Origin of the sequence: Celeribacter halophilus (assembly GCF_900114135.1) — a bacterium.
GTDB lineage: Bacteria > Pseudomonadota > Alphaproteobacteria > Rhodobacterales > Rhodobacteraceae > Celeribacter > Celeribacter halophilus.
The window spans coordinates 98688-120549 of record NZ_FORY01000009.1 but is presented as its reverse complement, the minus strand read 5'-3'; the positions used below and the strand labels follow the sequence as shown (position 1 = coordinate 120549).

Here is a 21862-nt window from a genome sequence, read left to right as displayed (position 1 = left end):
CGATGCAGGTAAAATCCACGAATCGCAGCCACGGCGGCACGCAAGGGGTCTATACCCATGCGTCGACATCGACCGGAACGGAGATGGAGTTTTCCGTTTTCGTGCCCGACCATGCCGAGGGCGAGAAACTTCCGGTGGTGTTTTACCTGTCCGGCCTGACCTGCACGCAGGCCAATGTCACTGAAAAAGGCGAGTTCCGCGCGGCCTGTGCGGAGCTTGGCCTCATCTTCGTAGCACCGGACACGTCTCCGCGCGGCGAAGGTGTGCCGGATGATCCCGACGGGGCCTATGATTTCGGTCTCGGCGCAGGGTTCTATGTGAACGCCACCGAAGCCCCCTTTACGCAACATTACCGGATGCGCGACTATATCGAGAAAGAACTGCCCGCGCTGATCGGTGCACAGTTTCCTGCCGATATGGAGCGCATCTCGATCATGGGGCACTCGATGGGCGGGCATGGCGCGCTGACCATCGCGCTCAGAAATCCGGACCGCTACAAGGCCGTCTCGGCCTTCGCCCCCATTGTCAGCCCGCTGAACTGCCCGTGGGGCGAGAAGGCGCTGACAGGCTATATCGGCGCGGACAAATCCACATGGCGCCAATACGATGCCTGCGCACTGATCGAAGGCGGGGCGCGTGTGCCGGATATTCTCGTCGATCAGGGGAGCGCCGACAATTTCCTCGAAGGGCAACTCAAACCGGAGTTTTTGACACAGGTTTGTGAAAAAAGCGGACAGCCCCTAACACTTCGGATGCAAGAGGGCTATGACCATAGCTATTATTTCATCTCCACCTTCATGCGCGACCACCTCGAATGGCATGCGATCCGCATGAAATCGTAACAGGAGGCTCTCTTGCGTATTTACGCGATTGGCGACATTCACGGTCAACTCGACATGCTCAAAGCTGCGCATGCACGAATTGACGCGGACAAGGAACGTGTCGGAGACCACGACGCACGGGTTCTGCACTTAGGCGACTATGTCGACCGCGGGCCCGATAGCGCAGGGGTCATCCAGTATCTGATGGATGGCATCGACGAGGGCAAACCGTGGCGGGTGATCCGTGGCAATCACGACCGCATGTTCACCCGTTTCGTGCGCCACGGCATCGCCCATGACGATCACATCAAATCCGGCAAAAGCTGGCTGCATCCGGCCTTGGGCGGGACAAACACACTGGCTTCCTACGGGGTCGAGGCCGAAGACGGTGCCTTCGAGATCGCCCATATGCGCGCCGCCAAAGCCGTGCCCGAAGCACATCTCGACTTCATCGAAAACGCGCCTTTGACCTATGCTTGGGGCGATTATCTTTTCGTCCACGCAGGCATCCAGCCGCGCCTGCCTGTAGAGCGGCAGACCGAAGATGATCTCATCTGGATCCGCGAAGGCTGGCTCGATTATCACGGCCCGCTGCCCTTCACCGTGGTGCATGGCCACACCGCGCTGGACGAGGCCACCCATTTCGGCAACCGGATCGACATTGACACGGGCGCAGGCTACGGGCGTCCGCTGACGGTTCTGGTGATTGAAAACAGCCACGAGCAAATCGTGACCGAAACAGGCCGTGCGCATCTGACCCACGCCAATCCGGGTTGAAACGAAGGCCCATTGCCTCCTTTCGCCCGCGCCGAGGCAGGTTTTCGGCCCGCCTCGCACTTTGACGGGCAATTTCCAGCCACGCTTTAAGACTCTTTTCACCCTGTTCTGATCCTCTAGGCGCACGCCCGAGAGGATCGGGCGGGGTGAAAGCCTTTCGCACCGCATTTGACACAAGCTGATTGCGAAAAGCTCGCCACATCGAAACATGTGCGGCGTTGCCCGAACATCTGGGAACCAGAATGTGCGGGACGCGCTTGAGAAGAGGGCCAGATGTCGCTGTCGGATAGATTGTCTCAGGAACGCCGCGCCCGCCTCGCTGCGGAACGGTTGCTGGAACTCAAACAGGCGGAACTGTTTGAGGCCAATCGCAAGCTCTCCCGCCACGCACGCTCCCTATCGGACCAGATCATCGTCAAACGCGAAGAGACCGAGGTCTTGCGCGACGAGAACCTGCGCACAAAACAGGACCTCGAAAAGGCCACAGTCGCCGTCCATATCGCCGAACGCCGCCTCTGGGATTCGATTGAAACCATCGAGGACGGGTTTGCAGTCTTTGATCCGTCAGATGTCATGATCGCCGCGAACTCCGCCTATCTGCGGGTTTTCGACGGGCTTGAAGATATCAAACCCGGCATCGCCTATCCCGACATCGTCCGCCTCGCCGTGGAAGAGGGGCTGATCGACATCGGCGAGACCACAAGAGACGCCTTTATCGACGCCGCCCTCGCCCGCTGGCACGCGCCCACACGCGATCCGCAAACCATCCGGCTCTGGAACAACCAGTTCGTGAAACTGGTCGACCGGCGCTCTTCGGACGGGGATATGGTGTCTTTGGGCCTCAACATCACCTCGACGATCCGCTACGAGCGGCGGCTGAAAAAAGCACGCTCCAAAGCCGAGGCCGCAAACCGCGCCAAGTCCGCCTTCCTTGCCAATATGAGCCACGAAATCCGCACGCCGATGAACGGCATGGTGGGCATGGCCGACCTTCTGGCGGACACCGATCTCGACGAGGAACAGACGCTCTATGTCGAGACGATCAAATCCTCCGGCGAGGCGCTTTTGAACCTCATCAACGATATTCTGGACTATTCGAAAATCGAGGCCTCGAAACTGTCCCTGCATCCCGAACCCTTTGATCTGGAACGCTGTATTCAGGACGTCATGATGCTTTTACAGCCCACAGCCGCGCAAAAGGGAGTCGATCTGATCATCGACTACGACATGTTCATGCCGACCGTTTTCATGGGCGATCAGGGACGCATGCGGCAGGTCCTGACCAACCTGATCGGCAATGCGGTGAAATTCACCCCCGCAGGTCATGTGATTGTGCGGGTCGTCGGCCTGCCCGAGGAAAACAGCACACGCCAGCGCATCCATGTTTCGGTCGAGGACAGCGGCATCGGCATTGCGCCCGATATGATCGAGCATGTTTTTGGCGAGTTCAATCAGGTCGAAGGCGCCCATAATCGCAAGTTTGAAGGCACCGGACTGGGCCTCGCCATCACCCGCCAGCTTGTGCAGCTGATGGGCGGCGAGATCTGGGTGGATAGCGAGGAGGGCATCGGCTCCTGTTTCGGCTTCCGCTTGACGATGGATGTGGTGGAGGAGGAGGCAACCCCTGCCCTGCCCACATGGATGCACAAAGCCGCGCTTGTCGATCATATCCATGCCCATGCGCTGATCCTTGAGAAACACCTCACCGCCTTGGGCTTTGACGTGTCGCCCTTTTCCTCTGCTGACGATGTTCTGGCCTCCGCGCTTGATTTCCACGTCTATCTCATCGATGCCAAACTGCCCGACGCCGATCTGAAAGAGACCATCTCCACGCTCCGCGCCCGCGGGGTTTCGGCCCCTGTGGTGCTGATGACTGCGGGGCCGACAAAGGCGGAACGGCTCGACATGGACGGCGTCACGATCCTGCAAAAACCACTGCTCAGGGCCGATCTCTGGCAAGCCCTCTCCAAGCTTCTGCCCGTGTCCCCGCCCGCGCAAGAGGACAGGGGCGGACGTGTGATGCGTATTCTGGCGGCGGAGGACAACAAGACGAACCAGCTTGTGTTCAGCAAGATGATCAAGGCGCTCGACATCGATTTGCGCTTTGCCAATAACGGGCGCGAGGCGGTGGACCTGTATCAAACCTTCCGGCCCGACATGATCTTTATGGATATTTCCATGCCCGAAGTGGATGGCAAGGAGGCCACACGGCAAATCCGCGCGATTGAACAGGAAAGCGGCGCCCATGTGCCCATTGTGGCGCTAACCGCTCATGCGATGGCAGGCGACGATACGGAGATTCTTGCGGCGGGACTGGATCACTACATGACAAAACCCCTGCGCAAAGCCGCGATTCTTGACCGGATTCTCGCCGAACGCCCCGATGGATGCCGTCCGGTCCTACCGGAGCAGCCCGTGGAGGTGATGGCCGGAGAATAGTTTGGCAACAGGCGCGGGTCAGGCGGCGCGAATAGCCTCGATCATCGCGGGGCCGAAGTGTTCGGCGGGCTTTTCACCGACGAGTCGGGCAAAGCTGGCCATATCTGCGGGGCGCATTTTCACGATCTTGGTGATCTGCGCGGGGGTGAGGCTCATGGGTTTGAGCGTCCCGCAATCGCCGCGCGTGAGATCATTGTGAATCCCCTGCAAACGGTCGAAAAGATCGCCCCCGCCGGAGCCCGCAAGTTTGCGGCGGGCGGGGTGCATCTGTGGCGCGGGGGCACCGAGAATGACAGAGAGGAACAGCGCGCCGTAACGCTCCAGCTTTTTCGCACCGACACCACCGATACGAGCCATATCGTCCAGCGTCTGCGGCCGTTTTTCGGCCATTTCGATCAACGTCCGGTCGGCAAAGACCACATAGGCGGGCACACGCGCCTCCTCGGCCAGTGCGCGGCGTTTGGCCTTGAGCGCGGACAAAAGCGGCGCGTCTTCTTCGGAAACCAGCGCCTTGGCAACCGGCCCCTTGCGCGATTTCGCAAGCGTATCCTTGCGCAAGGTCACTTCCGCCTCGCCTTTGAGAATCGGCATGGCCGGTTCCGTCATATACAGCGCACCGTGGCGTTCCGGATCGGGACGCAGAAGGTCCGCGCCCATCATCTGCCGGAAAATCGCGTTCCACTGGCGCTTGTCATATTCCTTGCCGATGCCGAACACCGAAAGCTGGTCGTGGTTCCACTGGCGCACCTTGTCGGTCATTTTGCCCATCAGCACGTCAATGAGATGCCCCGCGCCAAACCCCTGATCGCAGCGCAGAACGGCAGAGAGCGCCTTGCGCACCGCCGTGGTGCCGTCGAACAGCTCCGGCGGGGTGTCGCAAAGGTCACAATGGCCGCAGGGCGAGGTCTCTTCGCCAAAGAATTTCAAAAGCGTCTGACGCCTGCACACCTGCGCATCCGCAATGCCGAGCAGCGCGTTCAGCCGCGCATGATCTGCGGCGCGGCGCTCCGGCGGGGCGAGGCTTTCGTCGATCTGTGTGCGGCGGAAACGGATGTCGTCGGGGCCAAAAAGCGTCAGCGTCTCCGCGGGCGCACCGTCACGTCCCGCACGCCCGATTTCCTGATAGTAGCTCTCGACGCTCTTGGGCAGATCAGCATGCGCCACCCAGCGGATGTCCGGCTTGTCGATCCCCATGCCAAAGGCGACCGTGGCCACGACGATCAACTCGTCCTCCTGCTGGAAACGCCGCTCGACCTCGCGGCGGCGGTCGGGCTCCATCCCGCCGTGATAGGCAAGCGCCAGATGACCGGCGTCCGAGAGAGCCTTGGCGAGGCTCTCGGTCTTGGCCCGTGTGCCGCAATAGACGATGCCGGACTGGCCTTTGCGCGCCGCCGCGAAACCGAGGATCTGACGCCGCGGGCTGTCTTTCACCGCAAAGGCGAGGTGAATGTTCGGACGGTCAAAACCGCGCAGGAAACTCTCGGGCTGCACCCCGTCAAAGAGACGCCGCACGATTTCGGCCTGCGTTTCCTCGTCGGCGGTGGCGGTGAAAGCGGCCAGAGGCACGCCCAGCGCCCGTTTGAGATCACCGATGCGCAGATAGTCGGGCCGGAAATCATGGCCCCATTGTGAAACACAATGGGCCTCGTCCACAGCGATCAGAGAGACATTCGAACGCCGCAACAGCGGCAATGTCCCGCCGGATGCGAGACGTTCTGGCGCCATGTAGAGCAGTTTCAGCTCCCCTGCAGTCAGCGCAGCGAAGACAGCGTCGTTTTCTTCTTCGGTATTGCCGGAGGTCAGCGCACCCGCCGCGACACCGGCGGCCTGAAGCCCCTGCACCTGATCGCGCATGAGGGCGATGAGCGGGGAAATCACCACGGTCAAACCGTCCCGCATCAGCGCAGGAAGCTGAAAACAAAGCGACTTGCCGCCCCCCGTGGGCATGATGGCAAGCACATCACGGCCCGCAGCGACCGCCTCCACGATCTCTTCCTGACCGGGACGAAACCCGTCGAATCCGAAAACGGAGGATAAAAGCCCCTGAGTGTCCATCATGCCTGCTCTTTTTTGTTGAGAGCAGAATCGCACGCAGGGGCGCGAGGCTCAAGGGCGTTTACGCAGGGATGGCTTAGTAGAACATGCCCATATTGTTGTAGATGATCCGCTCGATCGCATAGATCGCGATAAAGGCCACCAGCGGCGCAAGGTCCAGCCCGCTCATCGGCGGCAGGACTTTGCGGATCGGGCGATAGATCGGCTCAAGCAGACGCGAGAGACCTTCCCAGATCTGATAGACCAGAGGCTGACGCACGTTCAGAACCTGAAAATTGATCAGCCAACTCATGATGATCTGAACGATCATGACGAATTTCACGACGCCGAGGATCATCAGCAGGATTTGCATCAAAGACAGCATATTTTTCAGATTCCCAAATTGTCAGTCGTCATTCACCTAAGGTCTCTGCCCTCCACGCACAAGGGTGAGGATGGCCGTGCCGCCACGTTCCCTCTTGACCTTTGCGCCTGCAGCAACATGCTGGCGCGCATGTATCCATTCATCCGCATGTTCTATCAGGCGTGGAAAGTCCGAAACGCCCCCAAACTTGGTCTCTTCGAGCCACATCACTCGCGGCATATCTGTATGCCGTGGGACATTGACCTCTGGCTCGAACTGAATAACGGCAGAACCTTAACAATCTTTGACCTCGGACGTGTGCCGATGTCGATCCGCAACGGCACCGCGAAGGCCGCCAAGGACGGCGGCTATGGCATGGCCGTGGCGGGCGCGTCCGTGCGCTACCGGCGGCGCGTGACGACCTTTCAGACCGTGGACATGGTGACCAGCCCCATCGGGTTTGATGACAAGTTCCTCTATATCGAACAGTCGATGTGGGACCAGAAGGGCGAATGCTGCAATCACATTCTGCTGCGCGGCGCGGTCATCAAGAAGCGCAAAATGGTGCCTCCGAAAGAGCTTCTGGAGCGGCTCGAACCCGGCATTGAAAGCCCGCCCTTGCCGGAATGGGTGCAAAACTGGATCGACGCGGACAATACACGACCTTGGCCACCGGTGCGGTGAACCTTGGTTAATGCCTTTTGCACAAGGCTTTAACCATTGCACAGATGGCACATTCCCTGTTCTATCGCCTCAACCGAGGAAAAAGGGCAAAGGTCATGGGCCAACCAAGTCACCGCAAACGCATTTGGGGCTGGATGATGTATGATTGGGCAACGCAGCCCTTTCATACGCTGATCCTGACCTTCATTTTCGGGCCTTATTTTGCAGAACAAGTGATCGCGCATCTGATGGCGGGCGGTATGGATGCGGCCCACGCCAAAGCCGAGGCCCAGTCGATCTGGGGCTATGGACTGACGGTGGCGGGACTGATGATTGCCGTGAGTGCGCCGATCCTCGGGGCGATTGCCGATGAGAGCAAGCGCCGTATGCCGTGGATATGGCTGTTTTCGGTGCTCTATGTGATCGGATCAGCCGGACTTTGGATGGCCTCGCCCGAGAATTTCCCGACCATGCTCGTGCTCGTTTTCTTCGGTTTGGGCCTGATCGGGGTCGAATTTACCACGATTTTCACCAATGCGCTTCTGCCTGCGCTCGGCACGCGTGAAGAGATCGGCAAGATTTCCGGCAACGGATGGGCATGGGGCTATGTCGGCGGGATTGTCGCGTTGGTCATCATGCTTTTGCTGTTTTCCGAAAATGCCGACGGAGTCACGCTTTTGGGTCATGCGCCGCTGTTCGGGCTTGATCCGGCCATGCGCGAAGGCACCCGTTTTGTCGGGCCGTTTGTGGCGCTGTGGTTTGTGCTGTCGATGATCCCGTTTTTCCTGTGGGTCCGCGAGCCGGCATCGAAGAGCGTGCCGATGGCCCGTTCGGTCAAAAACGGGATGCGCGATTTGACGAAAACCCTGCGCAGCCTGCCGTCGCGTCATTCGCTTTTTGCCTTTCTCGGGTCTTCGATGTTTTACCGCGACGCCCTGAACGGTGTGTTTACCTTCGGCGGCATCTATGCGCTCGGCGCGCTGGAATGGAGCGTGGTGCAGATCGGCGTGTTCGGTATTCTGGCCGCTTTCACCGGTGCGGTTTTCACCTTTGCTGGCGGATTCGCGGATCAGAAATTCGGGCCGAAACCCGTGATTATCTTCTGTATTCTGGTGCTGATCTCGGTCTGTCTGGTCATTTTGACCATCTCCCGCGAGAGCGTCCTGTTCCAGACGGTCGAGACCACAAGTCATCTGCCCGATATTGCCTTCTACATCTGCGGTGCGGTTCTGGGCGCGGTGTCCGGCGTTATCCAGTCCGCGTCACGCACAATGATGGTGCGGCAAGCCGACCCTGCGCGTGTGACCGAAGCGTTCGGACTTTATGCACTGTCCGGCAAAGCGACGTCTTTTCTGGCACCGGGACTGATTGCACTGGCCTCGGATGTGACCAATTCCCAGAGACTCGGCATCACCCCGCTGATCGCCCTTTTCATTGTGGGGCTGGTGCTGTTAGCGTGGGTTCATCCTGAAGGCACAAAGGTTTCTGAAAATGCGTAAATGGTTGAGCGTCGCGTTGGTTCTGGCATTGGCTGGCTGCGTCGGCAGCGAGAAAGAAGACGTTGCCGCCGTGCCGAAAGTGTCGGTGTCTTCCTCGGACCAGAGGCCGGCCAAGCTGTTGTTCGGACCGGTGGCCACGCCGTCGTCCCACACGTCGGAGTCTTTTGGCAGTTATTCCAAAGGCTGTCTGGCGGGTGCTGTGGCGCTGCCGGAGAGCGGGCCGACATGGCAGGCCATGCGTTTGTCGCGCAACCGCAACTGGGGTCAGCCGGTTCTGGTCGATTTTCTCGAAGACCTGTCGCGCAAAGCCGCCGCACAGCCGGGTTGGAAGGGCATTTATATCGGAGACATGAGCCAGCCGCGTGGCGGGCCGATGTCCTCGGGTCATGCGAGCCACCAGATCGGGCTGGATGCCGATATCTGGATGCTGCCTGCAACGCAGCTTGATCTCACACGGGCGGAGCGCGAGAGCCTCTCGTCCATTTCGACACGCCGCGCCGCAGGGGCCTATGTGAACGACAACTGGACGCGGGCGCATCACGAAATCCTCAAAGCCGCCGCTTCCGACCCGCGTGTGGCGCGTATTTTTGTGTTCCCCGGCGCGAAAGTGCAGATGTGCAAGGACGAGACGGGCGACAAAAGCTGGCTCCGGAAAATCCGGCCCTGGTGGGGGCATCACTACCATTTCCATGTGCGGCTGAACTGCCCGAAGGGCGATTCCTCCTGTGTGGATCAAGCCCCGCCACCCCCCGGAGACGGGTGTGACGATGCGCAGGACTGGGTGAATAACATCCTCAACCCACCGCCGCCCGATCCCAATGCGAAACCGGCCAAACCCAAGCCGCCGATTACTCTTGCCACCTTGCCTGCGCAATGCTCCGCCGTCTTGTCCTCGCGCTGATCGCGAGCCTTCTTGCCAGCCCGTCTCTTGCAACCGAGGCGCGTCTTCTGGGCTCCCATACATGGGTCTCGGATGACGCCTCTGTGGGGGGGCTGTCCGGCCTTGAACTCTCCGAGGACGGGCGCAGCTTTGTGGCGCTGTCGGATCGTGCCAAGTTTTTCACCGGCACACTCACGCGCAACGAAAAGGGTGTGGTCTCCGGCGTCACGCTGGAAAAGGGCATCCCGCTCTCGGCGCAAGATGGCGGGACGTTGAAACGGTTCGAGGCGGATTCCGAAGGCTTTGCCCTGTCAATGGACGGCAAGGCCTATGTCAGCTTTGAAGGTATCCACCGGATCGCGCAGCTTGATCTCGACACGGGACGGTTGACCGATTTGCCGAAACATCCCGATTTCGAGAAGATGCAGAACAACTCCTCGCTGGAAGGCGTGGCTGTGGACGCAAGTGGCACAATCTACACCCTTCCCGAACGCTCCGGCGCGGTTGGTCGGCCTTTTCCTCTGTATCGCTATATGAACGGGCAATGGGATGCCTCATGGTCCATCCCACGTGACGAAGACACGGATTTCCTGCCCGTAGGTCTCGACATCGGACCGGACGGGCGTCTTTACCTGCTAGAACGCTGGTTCACCGGATTGGGGTTTGCCACCCGCGTGCGGCGCTTTGATCTTGGCCCGCAGGGACCGGAGAACGAAGTCACGCTCTTGCGCACACTCACCGCCACCCATGACAACCTCGAAGGCATCGCGGTCTGGGCGGATGAGACGGGGATCCGGCTGACGTTGGTGTCGGACAACAATTTCCGCTTTTTCCAGCGCACCGAATTTGTCGATTACCGCGTTATCGAATAGCGCAACAAGCGGTCGGACCATAGCTGTGCGCGACCTTCCACCAATCATGCCACATCTTCGCGCACCGCTTTAGTCTTGATTTGCCCGCGTGCGGCGGGTAAACGCCCACATCGCCCCGCTCGGGGCCGAGTTGCCGTCACCTTCGATAAAAAACGGGTACATCATGAAACGTCTTCTTCCTGGCATCCTTGCCATGGCCGCCATTGTCGTGGCTTCCAATATCCTCGTTCAGTTCCTCATCATGGATGGGCTGCTGACATGGGGCGCATTCACCTATCCTTTCGCCTTCCTCGTCACCGATGTGATGAACCGCGTTTATGGCGTCGCCGCCGCGCGCAAAGTCATCCTTGCGGGTTTTGTCACGGGGATTGTCTGCTCCCTCATCGGGACACAGATCACCCTGCAAGGTGACGGCTATAGCTATCAGGCCGTTGCCATGCGCGTCGCGGCCGGATCCGCTACGGGCTTCCTTATCGCCCAGCTTGTCGATGTCTTTGTCTTTGACCGCCTGCGCAACGGCTCATGGTGGAAGGCGCCCTTTGCCTCCTCCATCATCGGCTCTGCGCTCGATACGACAATTTTCTTTGGCATCGCCTTCTCGCAAAGCATCACCATTTTCGGAGAAAACGCCGATATGGAAGTGTCATGGGCGTGGGATGCTGTTCCCTTCCTCTATATCGGCGCGCCTGTGCCGCTCTGGGTCTCGCTCGCGGTGGCCGATTGGGGTGTGAAACTCGCCCTTGCTTTGATCGCGCTCGTGCCTTTCCGCCTAATTGTTAAGCGACTGACAGCACGTATGGTATAATTTTACTTGCCATATACCAAATCTGTGCCACCATGAACCTATCGGCAATTCATCGAAAGGAGGTGGTCCAGTGTCTAGAGTGATGTTGGAGAGCGAGGTCAAGACAGTCGGGAGGGCCGCCACCTAGAGGAACAATCTAGTGTGAAACACTCCTGATTGGGCTTCCTAATTGGCCCATCTCCTGAGATCTCGGAGGGCTGCTTTATCTGGCAGCCCTTTTCCTTTGCTGTATAGATGCCCCATGCCCCTGACCGTTACAGAACAAATCACCATCGCTGACTGGGAACTGACCGAGCAATTCGTGCGAAGCTCCGGTCCCGGCGGGCAGAATGTGAACAAAGTCTCCACCGCTGTTGAGTTGCGGTTCGAGGCGGCGCGTTCTCCGAACCTGCCCGAACAGGTCAAGCACCGTCTGCGCAGGCTGGCGGGGCGGCGCTGGACCAAGGACGGGGCGATCATCATTCAGGTGGAGGAGACCCGCTCCCAAGCCCGCAACCGCGAGATTGCGCGGGAGCGTCTGGCCGATCTGATCCGCAAAGCCACCGAGAAACCCAAACGCCGGATCAAGACGAAACCGACACGCGGCAGTATCGAGCGGCGGATCAAGGCCAAAAAAGTGCGCAGCGAGGTCAAGAAACTTCGCGGGAAACCGGAGTGATCTGACACGCCGAATCGCCGGCGCTTCCTCAATTCCATCCGTCTTAAACGCATTTCGGCCAGCCCCCGCAAAACAGGGTCTGGCCGATTTTTGTGTCGGGGTTTTATCGGCAAGTCTGAAACCCTGCCAGATAAAGATCAGCCCCCGAAATCATCCAACATGATGTCTTCACGATCCACACCAAGATCCAGAAGCATGTTGATCACGGACTGGTTCATGATGGGCGGACCACACATGTAGTATTCGCAATCTTCCGGTGCGGGGTGGTTCTTGAGATATTCTTCATACAGCACGTTGTGAATGAAGCCGGTGTAACCGCCCCAGTCATCTTCGGGCAGAGCATCCGACAGCGCCACATGCCATGTGAAGTTCGGGAACTCCTTGGCCAGCTCGTCGAAGTCCTCGACAAAGAACATCTCGCGTTTCGAACGTGCACCATACCAGAAGGTGATCTTGCGATCCTTGTTCTTCAGGCGTTTGAGCTGATCGAAGATATGCGACCGCATCGGCGCCATACCGGCCCCACCACCGATGAAGACCATTTCCTTATCCGTATCGCGGGCGAAGAATTCACCGAACGGACCGGAAATCGTGACCTTGTCACCGGGTTTGAGGTTGAAGATGTAAGAGGACATCTGACCCGGCGGGATGCCTTCAGAGCCCGGAGGCGGCGAGGCTACGCGGACGTTGAGCATGATGATGCCCTTTTCATCCGGATAGTTTGCCATGGAATAGGCGCGCTCGATCGGCTCTTCGACAACGGATTCATATTGCCAGAGGTTAAACTTGTCCCAGTCGGCACGATATTCTTCTTCAATATCGAAGTCCTTGTAGGACAGTTTGTGGGGCGGAGCCGCGATCTGGATATAGCCACCTGCGCGGAAGTTCACATCCTCGCCTTCGGGCAGTTCCAGCACCAGCGCCTTGATGAAGGTCGCCACGTTGTGGTTCGAGCGCACGGTGCACTCCCACTTCTTGACGCCGAAGACCTCTTCTGGGACTTCGATCTCCATGTCCTGCTTCACAGCCACCTGACAGGACAGGCGGTCGCCACAGGCGGCCTCACGTTTGGTAATATGGCTTTCCTCGGTCGGCAGGATCGACCCGCCGCCTGACTTCACCCGCACACGACATTGCGCACAGGTGCCGCCGCCGCCACAGGCCGAAGGCACAAAGAGCTTTTCGGCTGCAAGCGTCTGCAACAGTTTGCCACCGGCGGGGACGGTGATCGTCTTTTCGCCGTTGATGGTGATGTTGACGTTGCCCGTACTGACGAGTTTCGAGCGTGCGACAAGAATAACCGCCACAAGCGCAATCACGATCAGAGTGAAAAGGACAACGCCCAGACTGAATGTCATCATGAGTCCGGCCCCCTTAAAGTTTCACGCCGGAGAAGGACATGAAGGCCATAGCCATCAGACCCGCGGTGATAAAGGTGATGCCGAGACCCTGAAGCCCGTCGGGGATGTCAGAGTATTTCAGCTTTTCGCGCACACCCGCCATCGCGGTGATGGCAAGCGCCCAACCAAAGCCCGAAGACAACCCGTAGGTGGCGGATTCGGCAAAGTTGTAACCGCGTTCCACCATGAACAGAGAGCCACCCATAATGGCGCAGTTCACGGTGATCAGCGGAAGGTAGACACCCAACGCGTTGTAGAGCGGCGGGAAATACTTATCGAGCACCATTTCGAGGATCTGCACCAAGGCGGCGATCACACCGATGTAGGAGATCAGACCAAGGAAGGTCAGATCGACATCGGGGAAGCCCGCCCATGCAAGCGCACCGGGCGCAAGCAGTTTGGTCAGGATCAGGTTGTTGGCTGGCACGGTCAGCGCCTGCACCACCATCACGGAGATACCCAAGCCCATCGCCGTCGAAATCTTTTTCGACACGGCGAGGAATGTGCACATGCCGAGAAAGAACGACAGGGCGAGGTTTTCAATAAAGACGGCTTTGACCGCCAGTGAAATGAGACCTTCCATCAGTGGCCCTCCACCGTCTGGATTTTATATTCACGCTCTTCGACCTGTTCCGGCTTCCATGTGCGCACGGCCCAGATGATCAGCCCGATCACGAAGAACGCCGACGGCGGCAGAAGCAGCAGGCCATTGGGCACATACCAGCCACCGTTGTTCACGGTTTTGAGGATGGTGATGCCCCACAGCGAACCGGAACCGAACAGTTCGCGGATCACGGAGACGACCATGAGCAACAGCCCGTAGCCAAGCCCGTTGCCGACACCGTCAATGAAACTCGCAATCGGCGGGTTCTTCATGGCAAAGGCTTCGGCGCGCCCCATCACGATACAGTTGGTGATGATCAGCCCGACGAAGACCGACAGCGTTTTCGAGATTTCGTAGGCATAGGCCTTGAGCACCTGATCCACGAGGATCACGAGCGAGGCGATGATGACCATCTGCACGATGATCCGGATCGAGCTCGGGATCTGGTTGCGCAGCATGGAGATGAACATCGACGAAAAGCCGGTCACCAAGGTCACAGCAAGCGCCATGACGAAAGCCACCTGCATCGAAGAGGTCACAGCAAGCGCGGAACAGATGCCCAGAACCTGCAAAGTGATCGGGTTGTTGTCGACCAACGGGTCGATCAGTTGCGAACGGTATGTCTGTGCCATCAGTTCACCTCTCCTGCTTGCAGATGCTCAAGGAAGCTGCCGTAGCCGGCCTGCCCCATCCAGAAGTGGACAAGGTTGTCCACCCCGCGCGACGTCAGGGTCGCACCCGCAAGTGCGTCCACATGGTAATCGGTGCCTTCGGGCGGGGGCGTTTTTGCCACAGTGATGGCAAGATCACCATCTTCGGCAAAGAGCTTCTTGCCGTTCCAAAGCGCCTTCCAGCGGGGGTTGTCCACCTCGGCCCCGAGGCCGGGCGTTTCACCTTGCTGGTAGAATTGCAGACCAAAGATGTCGTTGCCGTTCTCTTCCAGCGCGATAAAGCCGTAGAGCGTGGACCAAAGCCCGTAGCCCTCGATCGGCAAGACCACCTTGTCGATCTCGCCATTCCCGTCACGCAGGAGATAGACCAGACGATAGACCTGCATCTGACCGCCCAGACCCGCAGGGTCGTCGTCGAGCGGCCGCATGATTGAAGGGTCCTTTTTCGCGGCAAGAGCATTGAACTCGTCCAGATCGAAAGCATCGGTGAATTCGCCCGTGGAAAGATCAAGCACATGCGGCTCGAAAGCTTCGAACGCGTCATTCACCGGCACGTTTTCGTCATAGACGCCCGCGACCTGAAGAACGTTGATGCGTTTGTCGCGCAGCTTGTTCTCTTCCTGAACCGGACGCAGCGCCACTGCGGCCGCCGACACGATCATGGATGCCACAAGGCAGAGCGCGACAGCGACGAAAATCGTCTTGCCAACACTGTCCGGCGGCGCATCCAGAAAACGACGAATGAGGCCTTTGTTTTCAGTTCCCTCAGGCATTGCGCTTGGCCCTCCGTTTGATGTTGGCCTGCACGACGAAGTAATCGATCAGCGGGGCAAACACGTTGCCGAACAGGATGGCAAGCATCATGCCTTCGGGGAAGGCCGGGTTCACCACGCGGATCATCACCACCATGAAGCCGATCAGCGCACCGTAGATATAGCGCCCTGTGTTCGTATGTGCGCCGGAAACAGGCTCGGTCACCATGAACACAAGACCGAAGGCGAAGCCGCCCGTCACGAGGTGCCAATACCACGGCATGGCAAACATCGGGTTCGTGTCGGAGCCGATCAGGTTCAGCAGACCGGAAAAGGCCATCATCCCCAGCATACAGCCGACAATCAGTCGCCAGTTTGCAATCTTGGTCAACAGAAGGAAGGCCAGACCAATCAGACAGGCGATGGTCGAGGTTTCCCCGAACGACCCCTGAATGGTGCCCACGAAAGCGTCCATCCAGCTGATGCCATGTGCTGCGAATGCGCTGACACCATCGGACGCCCCGATGGCCAGTGCGGTTGCGCCGGAAAAGCCGTCAACGGGCGTCCAGATCGAGTCGCCTGACATATAGGCCGGATAGGCGAAATACAGGAAGGCGCGACCCACCAGTGCGGGGTTGAGAAAGTTCTTCCCCGTGCCGCCAAAGACTTCCTTGCCGATCACGACACCGAAGATGATGCCCAATGCGACCTGCCAGAGCGGCGCGGAGGCGGGCATGATCAGCGTGTAAAGCATGGAGGTCACGAGGAAACCTTCGTTCACCTCATGGCCGCGCACGACCGCGAAGATCACTTCGAAAATCCCGCCCGCGATCAGCGTCACGATATAGATCGGCAGGAAATACATCAGCCCGTGCGCCATATTGGCCAGCACATTGTTCGGGTTGAAACCGATGCCCAATGCCTCGATCACCGCAGCGCGCCAGCCCGACGGGCCGTATTCGGCAATCGCCAGATTGGTCTGAAGGCCGGTGTTATACAGGCCGAACAGGATACAGGGGATCGTTGCAATGACCACATAGGTCATGATCCGCTTCATATCGATATAAGATCGCGCGTGAGGCGCGACGGTGGTGACCGTTTTCGGCGTATAGATGAAACTTTCCACCATCTCGTAAATGGCAAAATATTTCTCATACTTCCCGCCCTTAACAAAGTGCGGTTCGATCCGGTCGAAGAAATTGCGAAGACCCAAAGCCTTACCCCTCCTTCTCGATCTTGGTGAGGCTGTCGCGAAGTGCGAGGCCATATTCATATTTTGCCGGGCAGGCAAAGCCGCACAGCCCGAGATCTTCTTCGTCCAGTTCCAGCGCACCAAGCGCCTGCGCCTGATCCGTGTCCATCACCAGAAGCGCGCGCAGCAGTTGCGTCGGCAGGAAGTCCTGCGGCATCAGCTCTTCGAACGTGCCCAGCGGCACCATCGCACGACGCCCGCCGTTCAGGTTCGAAGTCAGGGCATAGAGCTTTTTCGAGAAAGCCGAGCCAAGAACCGGTTGGAACGCGTATTTCGACGGCATCGGACGAATCCAGCCCATCGGGATCTGCTTCTGATCTTCTTCGATCAGAGTGATCTGGCGGGCATAACGCCCGAGATAACCCGTTTGCCCCTCACCCGCGCGCCCGCTCAGGATCGAGCCGGAGATCACGCGAATGGGTGTGTCCGTTTTCAGGTCATCGCCGCAAAGATCGATCATCGACGCGCCCGACACTGTGCGGACGAGACGCGGATCGGAGCACATGGGGCCGCACAGCGCGATGATACGGCTCGAATCCAGCTTGCCTGTGAGCATCAGTTTCCCGATGGTGATCACATCATGATAGCCGATGGTCCAAACCGTCTTGGACGCCGAGGGCGGCTCAAGGAAATGCATATGCGTACCGGCCAGCCCTGCAGGATGCGGACCGGAGAAGCCGACTGGCGTGATGCCGTCAAGGTCAGCGCCCGGAATATCGGCCCCGATCTCCTGACAGAGGTAGGTCTTGCCCTCCGTGAGCACCGCCACAGCGGACAGGCCGCGAGCAAAGGCTTCGGCGTCTTCATTGATGATCTGCGCGGCATCGCCCGAAAGCGGCTCGCTATCTATCGCGGTCACATAGATCGCGGCAGGTCTCGATTCCAGCGCGGGCACCTTGGAATAGGGCCGCGTGCGGAACGACGTCCAAAAACCGGAAGCGCACAGTTTTTGCACAATACCGTCGGCGGAATGATCGTCACCAATTTGTGAAAAATCAACCGGCTCGGCCGCTGCGGGATCCACCTCGATCTCGACAGAGACCAAAACCCGACGAGCGCCGCGATTGATTGCTTTGATTCGTCCGGAAACCGGCGCGGTCACTTTCACGTCCGGCGTGTCCTTATGCGCCAGAATCGGAGCACCAGCGGCAACGACATCTCCCTCTTCAACCGCAAGGCGCGGTTTAAGCCCAAGGTAGTCTTGCCCAAGTATGGCCACGGTTCGGACCGTTGCTGCATCGTCGATCCTGGCGTCGGGTGCACCCAGCACCGGAACGTCGAGACCTTTCTTCAACACATGTTGCTGCACGTCTTCTTGTCCTGTCCAAAATTCGGCTACCTTATGCGACACCAAGGCGCGGTTTGGAAGACTTCGCGGTGCAGTTCTTCAAATTTTGTGTTGAAACCCATGCCAATCTGCCGCAGAAGCATGCGCAATACCTAATTTTGTAACTTCGCAGCTTAAGTGGAGCAGACCCTTGTCCAACTCTCTTCTCCTTTCTCGCCGTAGCTTCATGGTCATGCCGCTCTGTCTGGCCGCCTGCAAGAAAGGCTGGTCTGTTCTGGAACTCACCGGACTGACGATGGGCACGAGCTACTCCATCGCGGCCGTTGATCACACCAAAGACGTGAACAAAGCAGAGCTGCAAAAGGCCGTTGATCTGGCGCTGGCCGAGGTCAACACCCAGATGTCGAACTGGGATGCTTCCTCCGAGATTTCCCGCTTCAATGCCGCCGCCGCTGGCGACAGCGTGTCCGTCTCGCCCGAGTTGGAGCATGTCATGCTCGCCGCCGAGCATGTGAACGCAGCAACCGACGGGCGTTTCGACGTCACGGTTGGCCCGCTCATTGATCTGTGGGGCTTTGGCGCACATGGTACGCGTGCAGATGCGCCGAGCGATGCGCAGATTGCAGACGCTATGGCCTGCTGTGGTCAGTCACGCGCTCTGAAAGTCGAGAATGGCGCCCTGAAAAAGCTGAACGACGGGGCGGAAGTCTATCTCTCTGCAATCGGCAAAGGTTTCGGCGTCGATCAGGTGGCCCGCACGCTCAAGAGCTTCGGTATCACCGATTACATGGTTGAAATCGGTGGCGATCTCTACACCGCAGGCCGCAACCCTGAGGGCAAGGCTTGGCAAATCGGCATCGAAACGCCGGAAGCCTTTGATCGCGGTGTAGCGAAAGTTGTCGGCATTTCCGACATGGGCATGGCGACCTCGGGCGATTACCGCAATTTCTTCGACTTTGACGGCAAGCGCTACTCGCACATCATCGACGCGACCACAGGCCGCCCTGTCACGCACAACACAGCCTCTGTGACCGTGATGACGGAAAATGCCATGCTGGCCGATGCTTGGGCCACAGCCCTTCTGGTGCTGGGTAGCGAACGCGGTCTCGAAATCGCAAATCAACGTGATCTCGCGGTGCTCTTCATTGACCACGCCGTGAAAGACGGCGAACATGGCCGTGTGAGCTACGCCTCCGACAAGTTCACCGCGCTGACCGCGTGATCTGTAACGGGTACTTAAACTTCTGGGAGTCGATTCATGTCGACGTTCATTCTCACCTTCGGGATTCTTTTGATCGTAATGGCCGGTATGGCGCTTGGCGTCATGTTCAGCGGGCGGACGATCAAAGGAAGCTGCGGTGGCCTGAACGCGATCTCCGACGCAGACCATTGCCTTGTCTGCAACAAGGAAATCGACCCCGACAGCCCCTTGCGTGAACGCCTGAAGTGCCCGCGGGCGCGCAAGATGCTCGAAAATATGGAAACCGAAGCCTAGCGCCTGTCTCCATAGGCCAGTTTTCAAAGATGTTTTGCGCTGCTTCGTCTCCCTAAGATGAATGAACCATGGCGTGGAAAACGTCTCTAAACCTGCCCATAATATCTTAAAATATCAGCATATTTTCAATTTGCGACATATGATCGACTCCCTGAAAAAGAATGGTGTCGCCATATCCGAAATCCAGCAGATAGCCGTCTTCTGTCACCTCTCCGAAAGTCTTTAAAATGGCGGACAAATCCGTCCGCCCATCGGTCAATTCCGAGCTTAGGGAGAGAATGTCGATGCTTTCGAAATCGCGAATCTGATCGGCACCATGGCCCTCCTCGAACACAAAGGTGTCGGCATGACTGCCGCCGATCAGCACGTCATCCCCCTCTCCACCTGACAGAATATCCGCGCCATTGCCGCCGTAGAGACGATCTGCACCTGTGCCGCCGTAAAGCTCGTCATCCCCCGTGCTGCCGCGCAGGATATCGTCGCCCGCGCCACCGTAGAGTTGATCAAGCCCCATATTGCCGACGATCTCATCATCGCCCTCTTCGCCATAGATCACATCTCCCCCAGAGCCGCCTGCGATATAATCATCGCCCAAACCGCCGAAGATGCTATCTATGCCTTCGTTGCCGTAAATTACGTCATCACCATCCCCGCCATAGAGTTGGTCGGCGGCACTTCCTCCGCTTATCCAGTCATCGCCATCCCCGCCTGAAATCGTGTCCCGACCCTGACTGCCGTAGAGTTCATCATCTCCCGCACCGCCGTCGATGAAATCCAGACCGGACAGGCCAATGATTTCATCATCCCCGTCACCACCATACAGCCTGTCGCCCGCATCACCGCCGCTGATATAATCGTCACCGTCACCACCGTAGATTTCATCAAAGCCGGTGTTGCCATAGATCACGTCATCTCCGACGCCGCCATAAATGACATCGACACTATTCCCGCCGGAGATATAGTCATTGCCATCGCCGCCATAGATGAGGTCATTTGCGCCACGGCCTTCTATGTGGTCGTCTCCGGCAAAGCCTTCCAAGACATCCTGACCGGGCGTGCCTATGAGTGTGTCGGGGCCATTGGTTCCCTTGCTCTCATCTGCCTCTACCTCTTCGTCAGGGTCCGCCCGATCCACGGTGGAAACCGGCGTGAGTTCGTCCGATTCCCAAAAGGGTATGTTGAAAATCTTTTCTTTCTCGATATCCAGCGGGGTCAATCCATACCCGTCATGGGTTTCAACCACGACGGTTTCCGCGCCATAACGAATCTCCATACCGGTAGATGTGTAGGTCAACTCAAGCTGGTCAGTGGTATAGAGACCCGACCAAAGTGATAGATCAATCAGATCCACACCGAGTTCAAAATCCACGATTCGATCCGGTGCCGCGTCCGATGTCAGAACGAACCAATCCGCCCCGGCACTGCCCGTCAGCCTGTCCTCACCACCCGCATCATAAATAATATCCGAACCGTTGGTGCCTTGCAGGGCGTCATTTCCCTCGGTGCCAAGTACAATCGGTCTCGCGGACGGATCAACAGTGAGCTGCGTTAGCCCCGCTTCGTGAGATGATGTGACAAATATCTCGATCAGGTTCCCTTTTGCTCGCACGTCCAAAGCGTTTAGGTTCATCAGCCCCAGCGCATCGCTATCCACAACCTGCTCAAGAAAGACGAGGTTTCCGTCAGGGAGAAGGGTGAAAAGCGACAAACCCCCATCATTTCCGCCCGCGATGACATAGACATTCTCTCCGACCACGATGGACTTCAAAACACTAATGCCGCCGAATCGTGTGGTGAGATCGTCCAGAATGTGATCGGTCGTCGACAGGGTGCCATTCGCGGCCATTTCATAGACCGTGATCGTGCCCGACCCATAGCCGCCCAACAACACATAGGCCCTGTCGTCGGGCATTGTGAGCGTTGTCAGGACATTGGGCGTTGCGATGCCGATGTCCACATCTTCCTGCGTGACAAAATCAAGTGCGCCATCCTCGTGAAGCCGGAAAACCGAAACCGCGCCCTCTGTGGCGGAGGCTACTGCCAGATAGCAATTCCCTTCGAGATGAAGCGTGGCCACTGCCGTCGGGTCTGACAGGAACAGCGTGGAACTGTCCGCAACATAATTGATTTCCTCATAGCCGCTTTCGCCCGTTTTCTGCACGGAAAGACCCGGCATCTCCGGCGTGATGGCGATCACCAGATCGGTGCCTCCGATTGTCACCGGAAGCAGTTGGATACGATCTTTTTCCTGACCGCTGAGAGCGGAATAGCTGGTCACCATAGACTCGCCTTGTGCGCCGCTCTGGCCTTCCAAAGCGGCCATCACATAGTCCGGCAACAGATAGCTTTCCCCGTTGAGCGTCAGCCCGACCCAATTCAGTGTCGCATTTCCGACCTCAAATTCGACGAGCTGCCCGCCTACAGACCTGTATGTCTGATAGGTGCTGCTCGCCCCGCTATAGACCGTCACCCGCGTGTCATGCTCTGAACCTTGCATCACGAGATAAGGGACGGTCGCATCCCATACATCCAGATTGCCGCTGATGTGCTCCTGTCCAATGAACAATGCCATTTTGCCCCACTCCATT

At 58.3% G+C, this 21862-nt stretch carries 20 protein-coding genes; 11 read left to right on the top strand and 9 right to left on the bottom strand.

Annotated elements, in window-relative coordinates:
- Window positions 1–2: 2 nt before the first annotated feature.
- From fghA to BM152_RS11220, 3 genes are all read left to right on the top strand, one after another.
- On the top strand, window positions 3–842 hold the full coding sequence (fghA, locus tag BM152_RS11230; RefSeq protein WP_066601163.1) for an S-formylglutathione hydrolase: 840 nt from the start codon (window positions 3–5) through the stop codon (window positions 840–842).
- Window positions 843–854: 12 nt separating this feature from the next.
- The gene (locus tag BM152_RS11225; RefSeq protein WP_066601158.1) at window positions 855–1598 is read left to right on the top strand and encodes a metallophosphoesterase family protein; all 744 of its coding nucleotides are present in this window, start codon (window positions 855–857) and stop codon (window positions 1596–1598) included.
- Window positions 1599–1871: 273 nt separating this feature from the next.
- A complete protein-coding gene (locus tag BM152_RS11220) occupies window positions 1872–4037 on the top strand; it encodes an ATP-binding protein (protein WP_066601156.1) in 2166 nt (721 codons plus the stop codon).
- 18 nt (window positions 4038–4055) lie between these two features.
- Here the strand turns inward: BM152_RS11220 and recQ are convergent, their stop codons facing one another.
- Both recQ and BM152_RS11210 read right to left on the bottom strand, forming a co-directional pair.
- Window positions 4056–6095, bottom strand: coding sequence for a DNA helicase RecQ (recQ, locus tag BM152_RS11215; RefSeq protein ID WP_066601154.1), 2040 nt, complete (start codon window positions 6093–6095; stop codon window positions 4056–4058).
- A gap of 73 nt (window positions 6096–6168) precedes the next feature.
- Window positions 6169–6456, bottom strand: coding sequence for a YggT family protein (locus tag BM152_RS11210; protein WP_066601153.1), 288 nt, complete (start codon window positions 6454–6456; stop codon window positions 6169–6171).
- 129 nt (window positions 6457–6585) lie between these two features.
- On the opposite strand from BM152_RS11210, the gene BM152_RS11205 reads away from it, so the two are divergent.
- The 6 genes from BM152_RS11205 to arfB all read left to right on the top strand — a co-directional run bounded on the left by BM152_RS11205 (window position 6586) and on the right by arfB (window position 11812).
- Complete coding sequence (locus tag BM152_RS11205) at window positions 6586–7119, top strand: acyl-CoA thioesterase (protein ID WP_066601242.1); 534 nt, start codon at window positions 6586–6588, stop codon at window positions 7117–7119.
- A gap of 95 nt (window positions 7120–7214) precedes the next feature.
- Window positions 7215–8597, top strand: a complete 1383-nt coding sequence (locus tag BM152_RS11200; protein ID WP_066601151.1) for an MFS transporter — start codon at window positions 7215–7217, stop codon at window positions 8595–8597.
- A complete protein-coding gene (mepA, locus tag BM152_RS11195) occupies window positions 8590–9498 on the top strand; it encodes a penicillin-insensitive murein endopeptidase (protein ID WP_066601149.1) in 909 nt (302 codons plus the stop codon). Before BM152_RS11200 ends, mepA begins: the two co-directional genes overlap by 8 nt.
- Window positions 9471–10349, top strand: coding sequence for an esterase-like activity of phytase family protein (locus tag BM152_RS11190; protein WP_074914214.1), 879 nt, complete (start codon window positions 9471–9473; stop codon window positions 10347–10349). Before mepA ends, BM152_RS11190 begins: the two co-directional genes overlap by 28 nt.
- 163 nt (window positions 10350–10512) lie before the next feature.
- Window positions 10513–11154, top strand: a complete 642-nt coding sequence (locus tag BM152_RS11185) for a queuosine precursor transporter (protein ID WP_066601146.1) — start codon at window positions 10513–10515, stop codon at window positions 11152–11154.
- A 241-nt stretch (window positions 11155–11395) separates the two neighbouring features.
- Window positions 11396–11812, top strand: a complete 417-nt coding sequence (gene arfB / locus BM152_RS11180) for an alternative ribosome rescue aminoacyl-tRNA hydrolase ArfB (protein ID WP_066601144.1) — start codon at window positions 11396–11398, stop codon at window positions 11810–11812.
- 137 nt (window positions 11813–11949) lie between these two features.
- On the opposite strand, the gene nqrF is transcribed toward arfB, so the two are convergent.
- From nqrF to BM152_RS11150, 6 genes are read right to left on the bottom strand one after another with little or no spacing between them, the layout of a single operon-like run.
- Window positions 11950–13173 (bottom strand): NADH:ubiquinone reductase (Na(+)-transporting) subunit F, encoded by a 1224-nt coding sequence (gene nqrF, locus BM152_RS11175; RefSeq protein ID WP_066601142.1) that lies wholly within the window; start codon window positions 13171–13173, stop codon window positions 11950–11952.
- 13 nt (window positions 13174–13186) lie between these two features.
- The gene (gene nqrE / locus BM152_RS11170; protein ID WP_066601138.1) at window positions 13187–13795 is read right to left on the bottom strand and encodes an NADH:ubiquinone reductase (Na(+)-transporting) subunit E; all 609 of its coding nucleotides are present in this window, start codon (window positions 13793–13795) and stop codon (window positions 13187–13189) included.
- Window positions 13795–14448 (bottom strand): NADH:ubiquinone reductase (Na(+)-transporting) subunit D, encoded by a 654-nt coding sequence (locus BM152_RS11165; protein ID WP_066601134.1) that lies wholly within the window; start codon window positions 14446–14448, stop codon window positions 13795–13797. Before BM152_RS11165 ends, nqrE begins: the two co-directional genes overlap by 1 nt.
- Window positions 14448–15260, bottom strand: a complete 813-nt coding sequence (locus tag BM152_RS11160; protein WP_066601133.1) for a Na(+)-translocating NADH-quinone reductase subunit C — start codon at window positions 15258–15260, stop codon at window positions 14448–14450. The genes BM152_RS11165 and BM152_RS11160 overlap by 1 nt, the downstream gene beginning before the upstream one ends.
- Window positions 15253–16452, bottom strand: a complete 1200-nt coding sequence (locus BM152_RS11155) for an NADH:ubiquinone reductase (Na(+)-transporting) subunit B (RefSeq protein ID WP_066601132.1) — start codon at window positions 16450–16452, stop codon at window positions 15253–15255. The genes BM152_RS11160 and BM152_RS11155 overlap by 8 nt, the downstream gene beginning before the upstream one ends.
- Window positions 16453–16456: 4 nt before the next feature.
- A complete protein-coding gene (locus tag BM152_RS11150) occupies window positions 16457–17800 on the bottom strand; it encodes a Na(+)-translocating NADH-quinone reductase subunit A (RefSeq protein WP_066601130.1) in 1344 nt (447 codons plus the stop codon).
- A gap of 169 nt (window positions 17801–17969) precedes the next feature.
- Between BM152_RS11150 and BM152_RS11145 the strand changes: the two genes are divergently transcribed.
- Window positions 17970–19001, top strand: a complete 1032-nt coding sequence (locus tag BM152_RS11145; protein ID WP_066601127.1) for an FAD:protein FMN transferase — start codon at window positions 17970–17972, stop codon at window positions 18999–19001.
- A gap of 36 nt (window positions 19002–19037) precedes the next feature.
- Window positions 19038–19274: a (Na+)-NQR maturation NqrM gene (gene nqrM / locus BM152_RS11140; RefSeq protein ID WP_066601125.1), complete on the top strand. Its 237-nt coding sequence runs from the start codon at window positions 19038–19040 to the stop codon at window positions 19272–19274.
- Window positions 19275–19380: 106 nt separating this feature from the next.
- Here nqrM and BM152_RS11135 read toward each other — a convergent pair whose 3' ends face one another.
- A complete protein-coding gene (locus tag BM152_RS11135; protein WP_066601122.1) occupies window positions 19381–21846 on the bottom strand; it encodes a calcium-binding protein in 2466 nt (821 codons plus the stop codon).
- Between the last annotated feature and the right edge of the window lie 16 nt (window positions 21847–21862).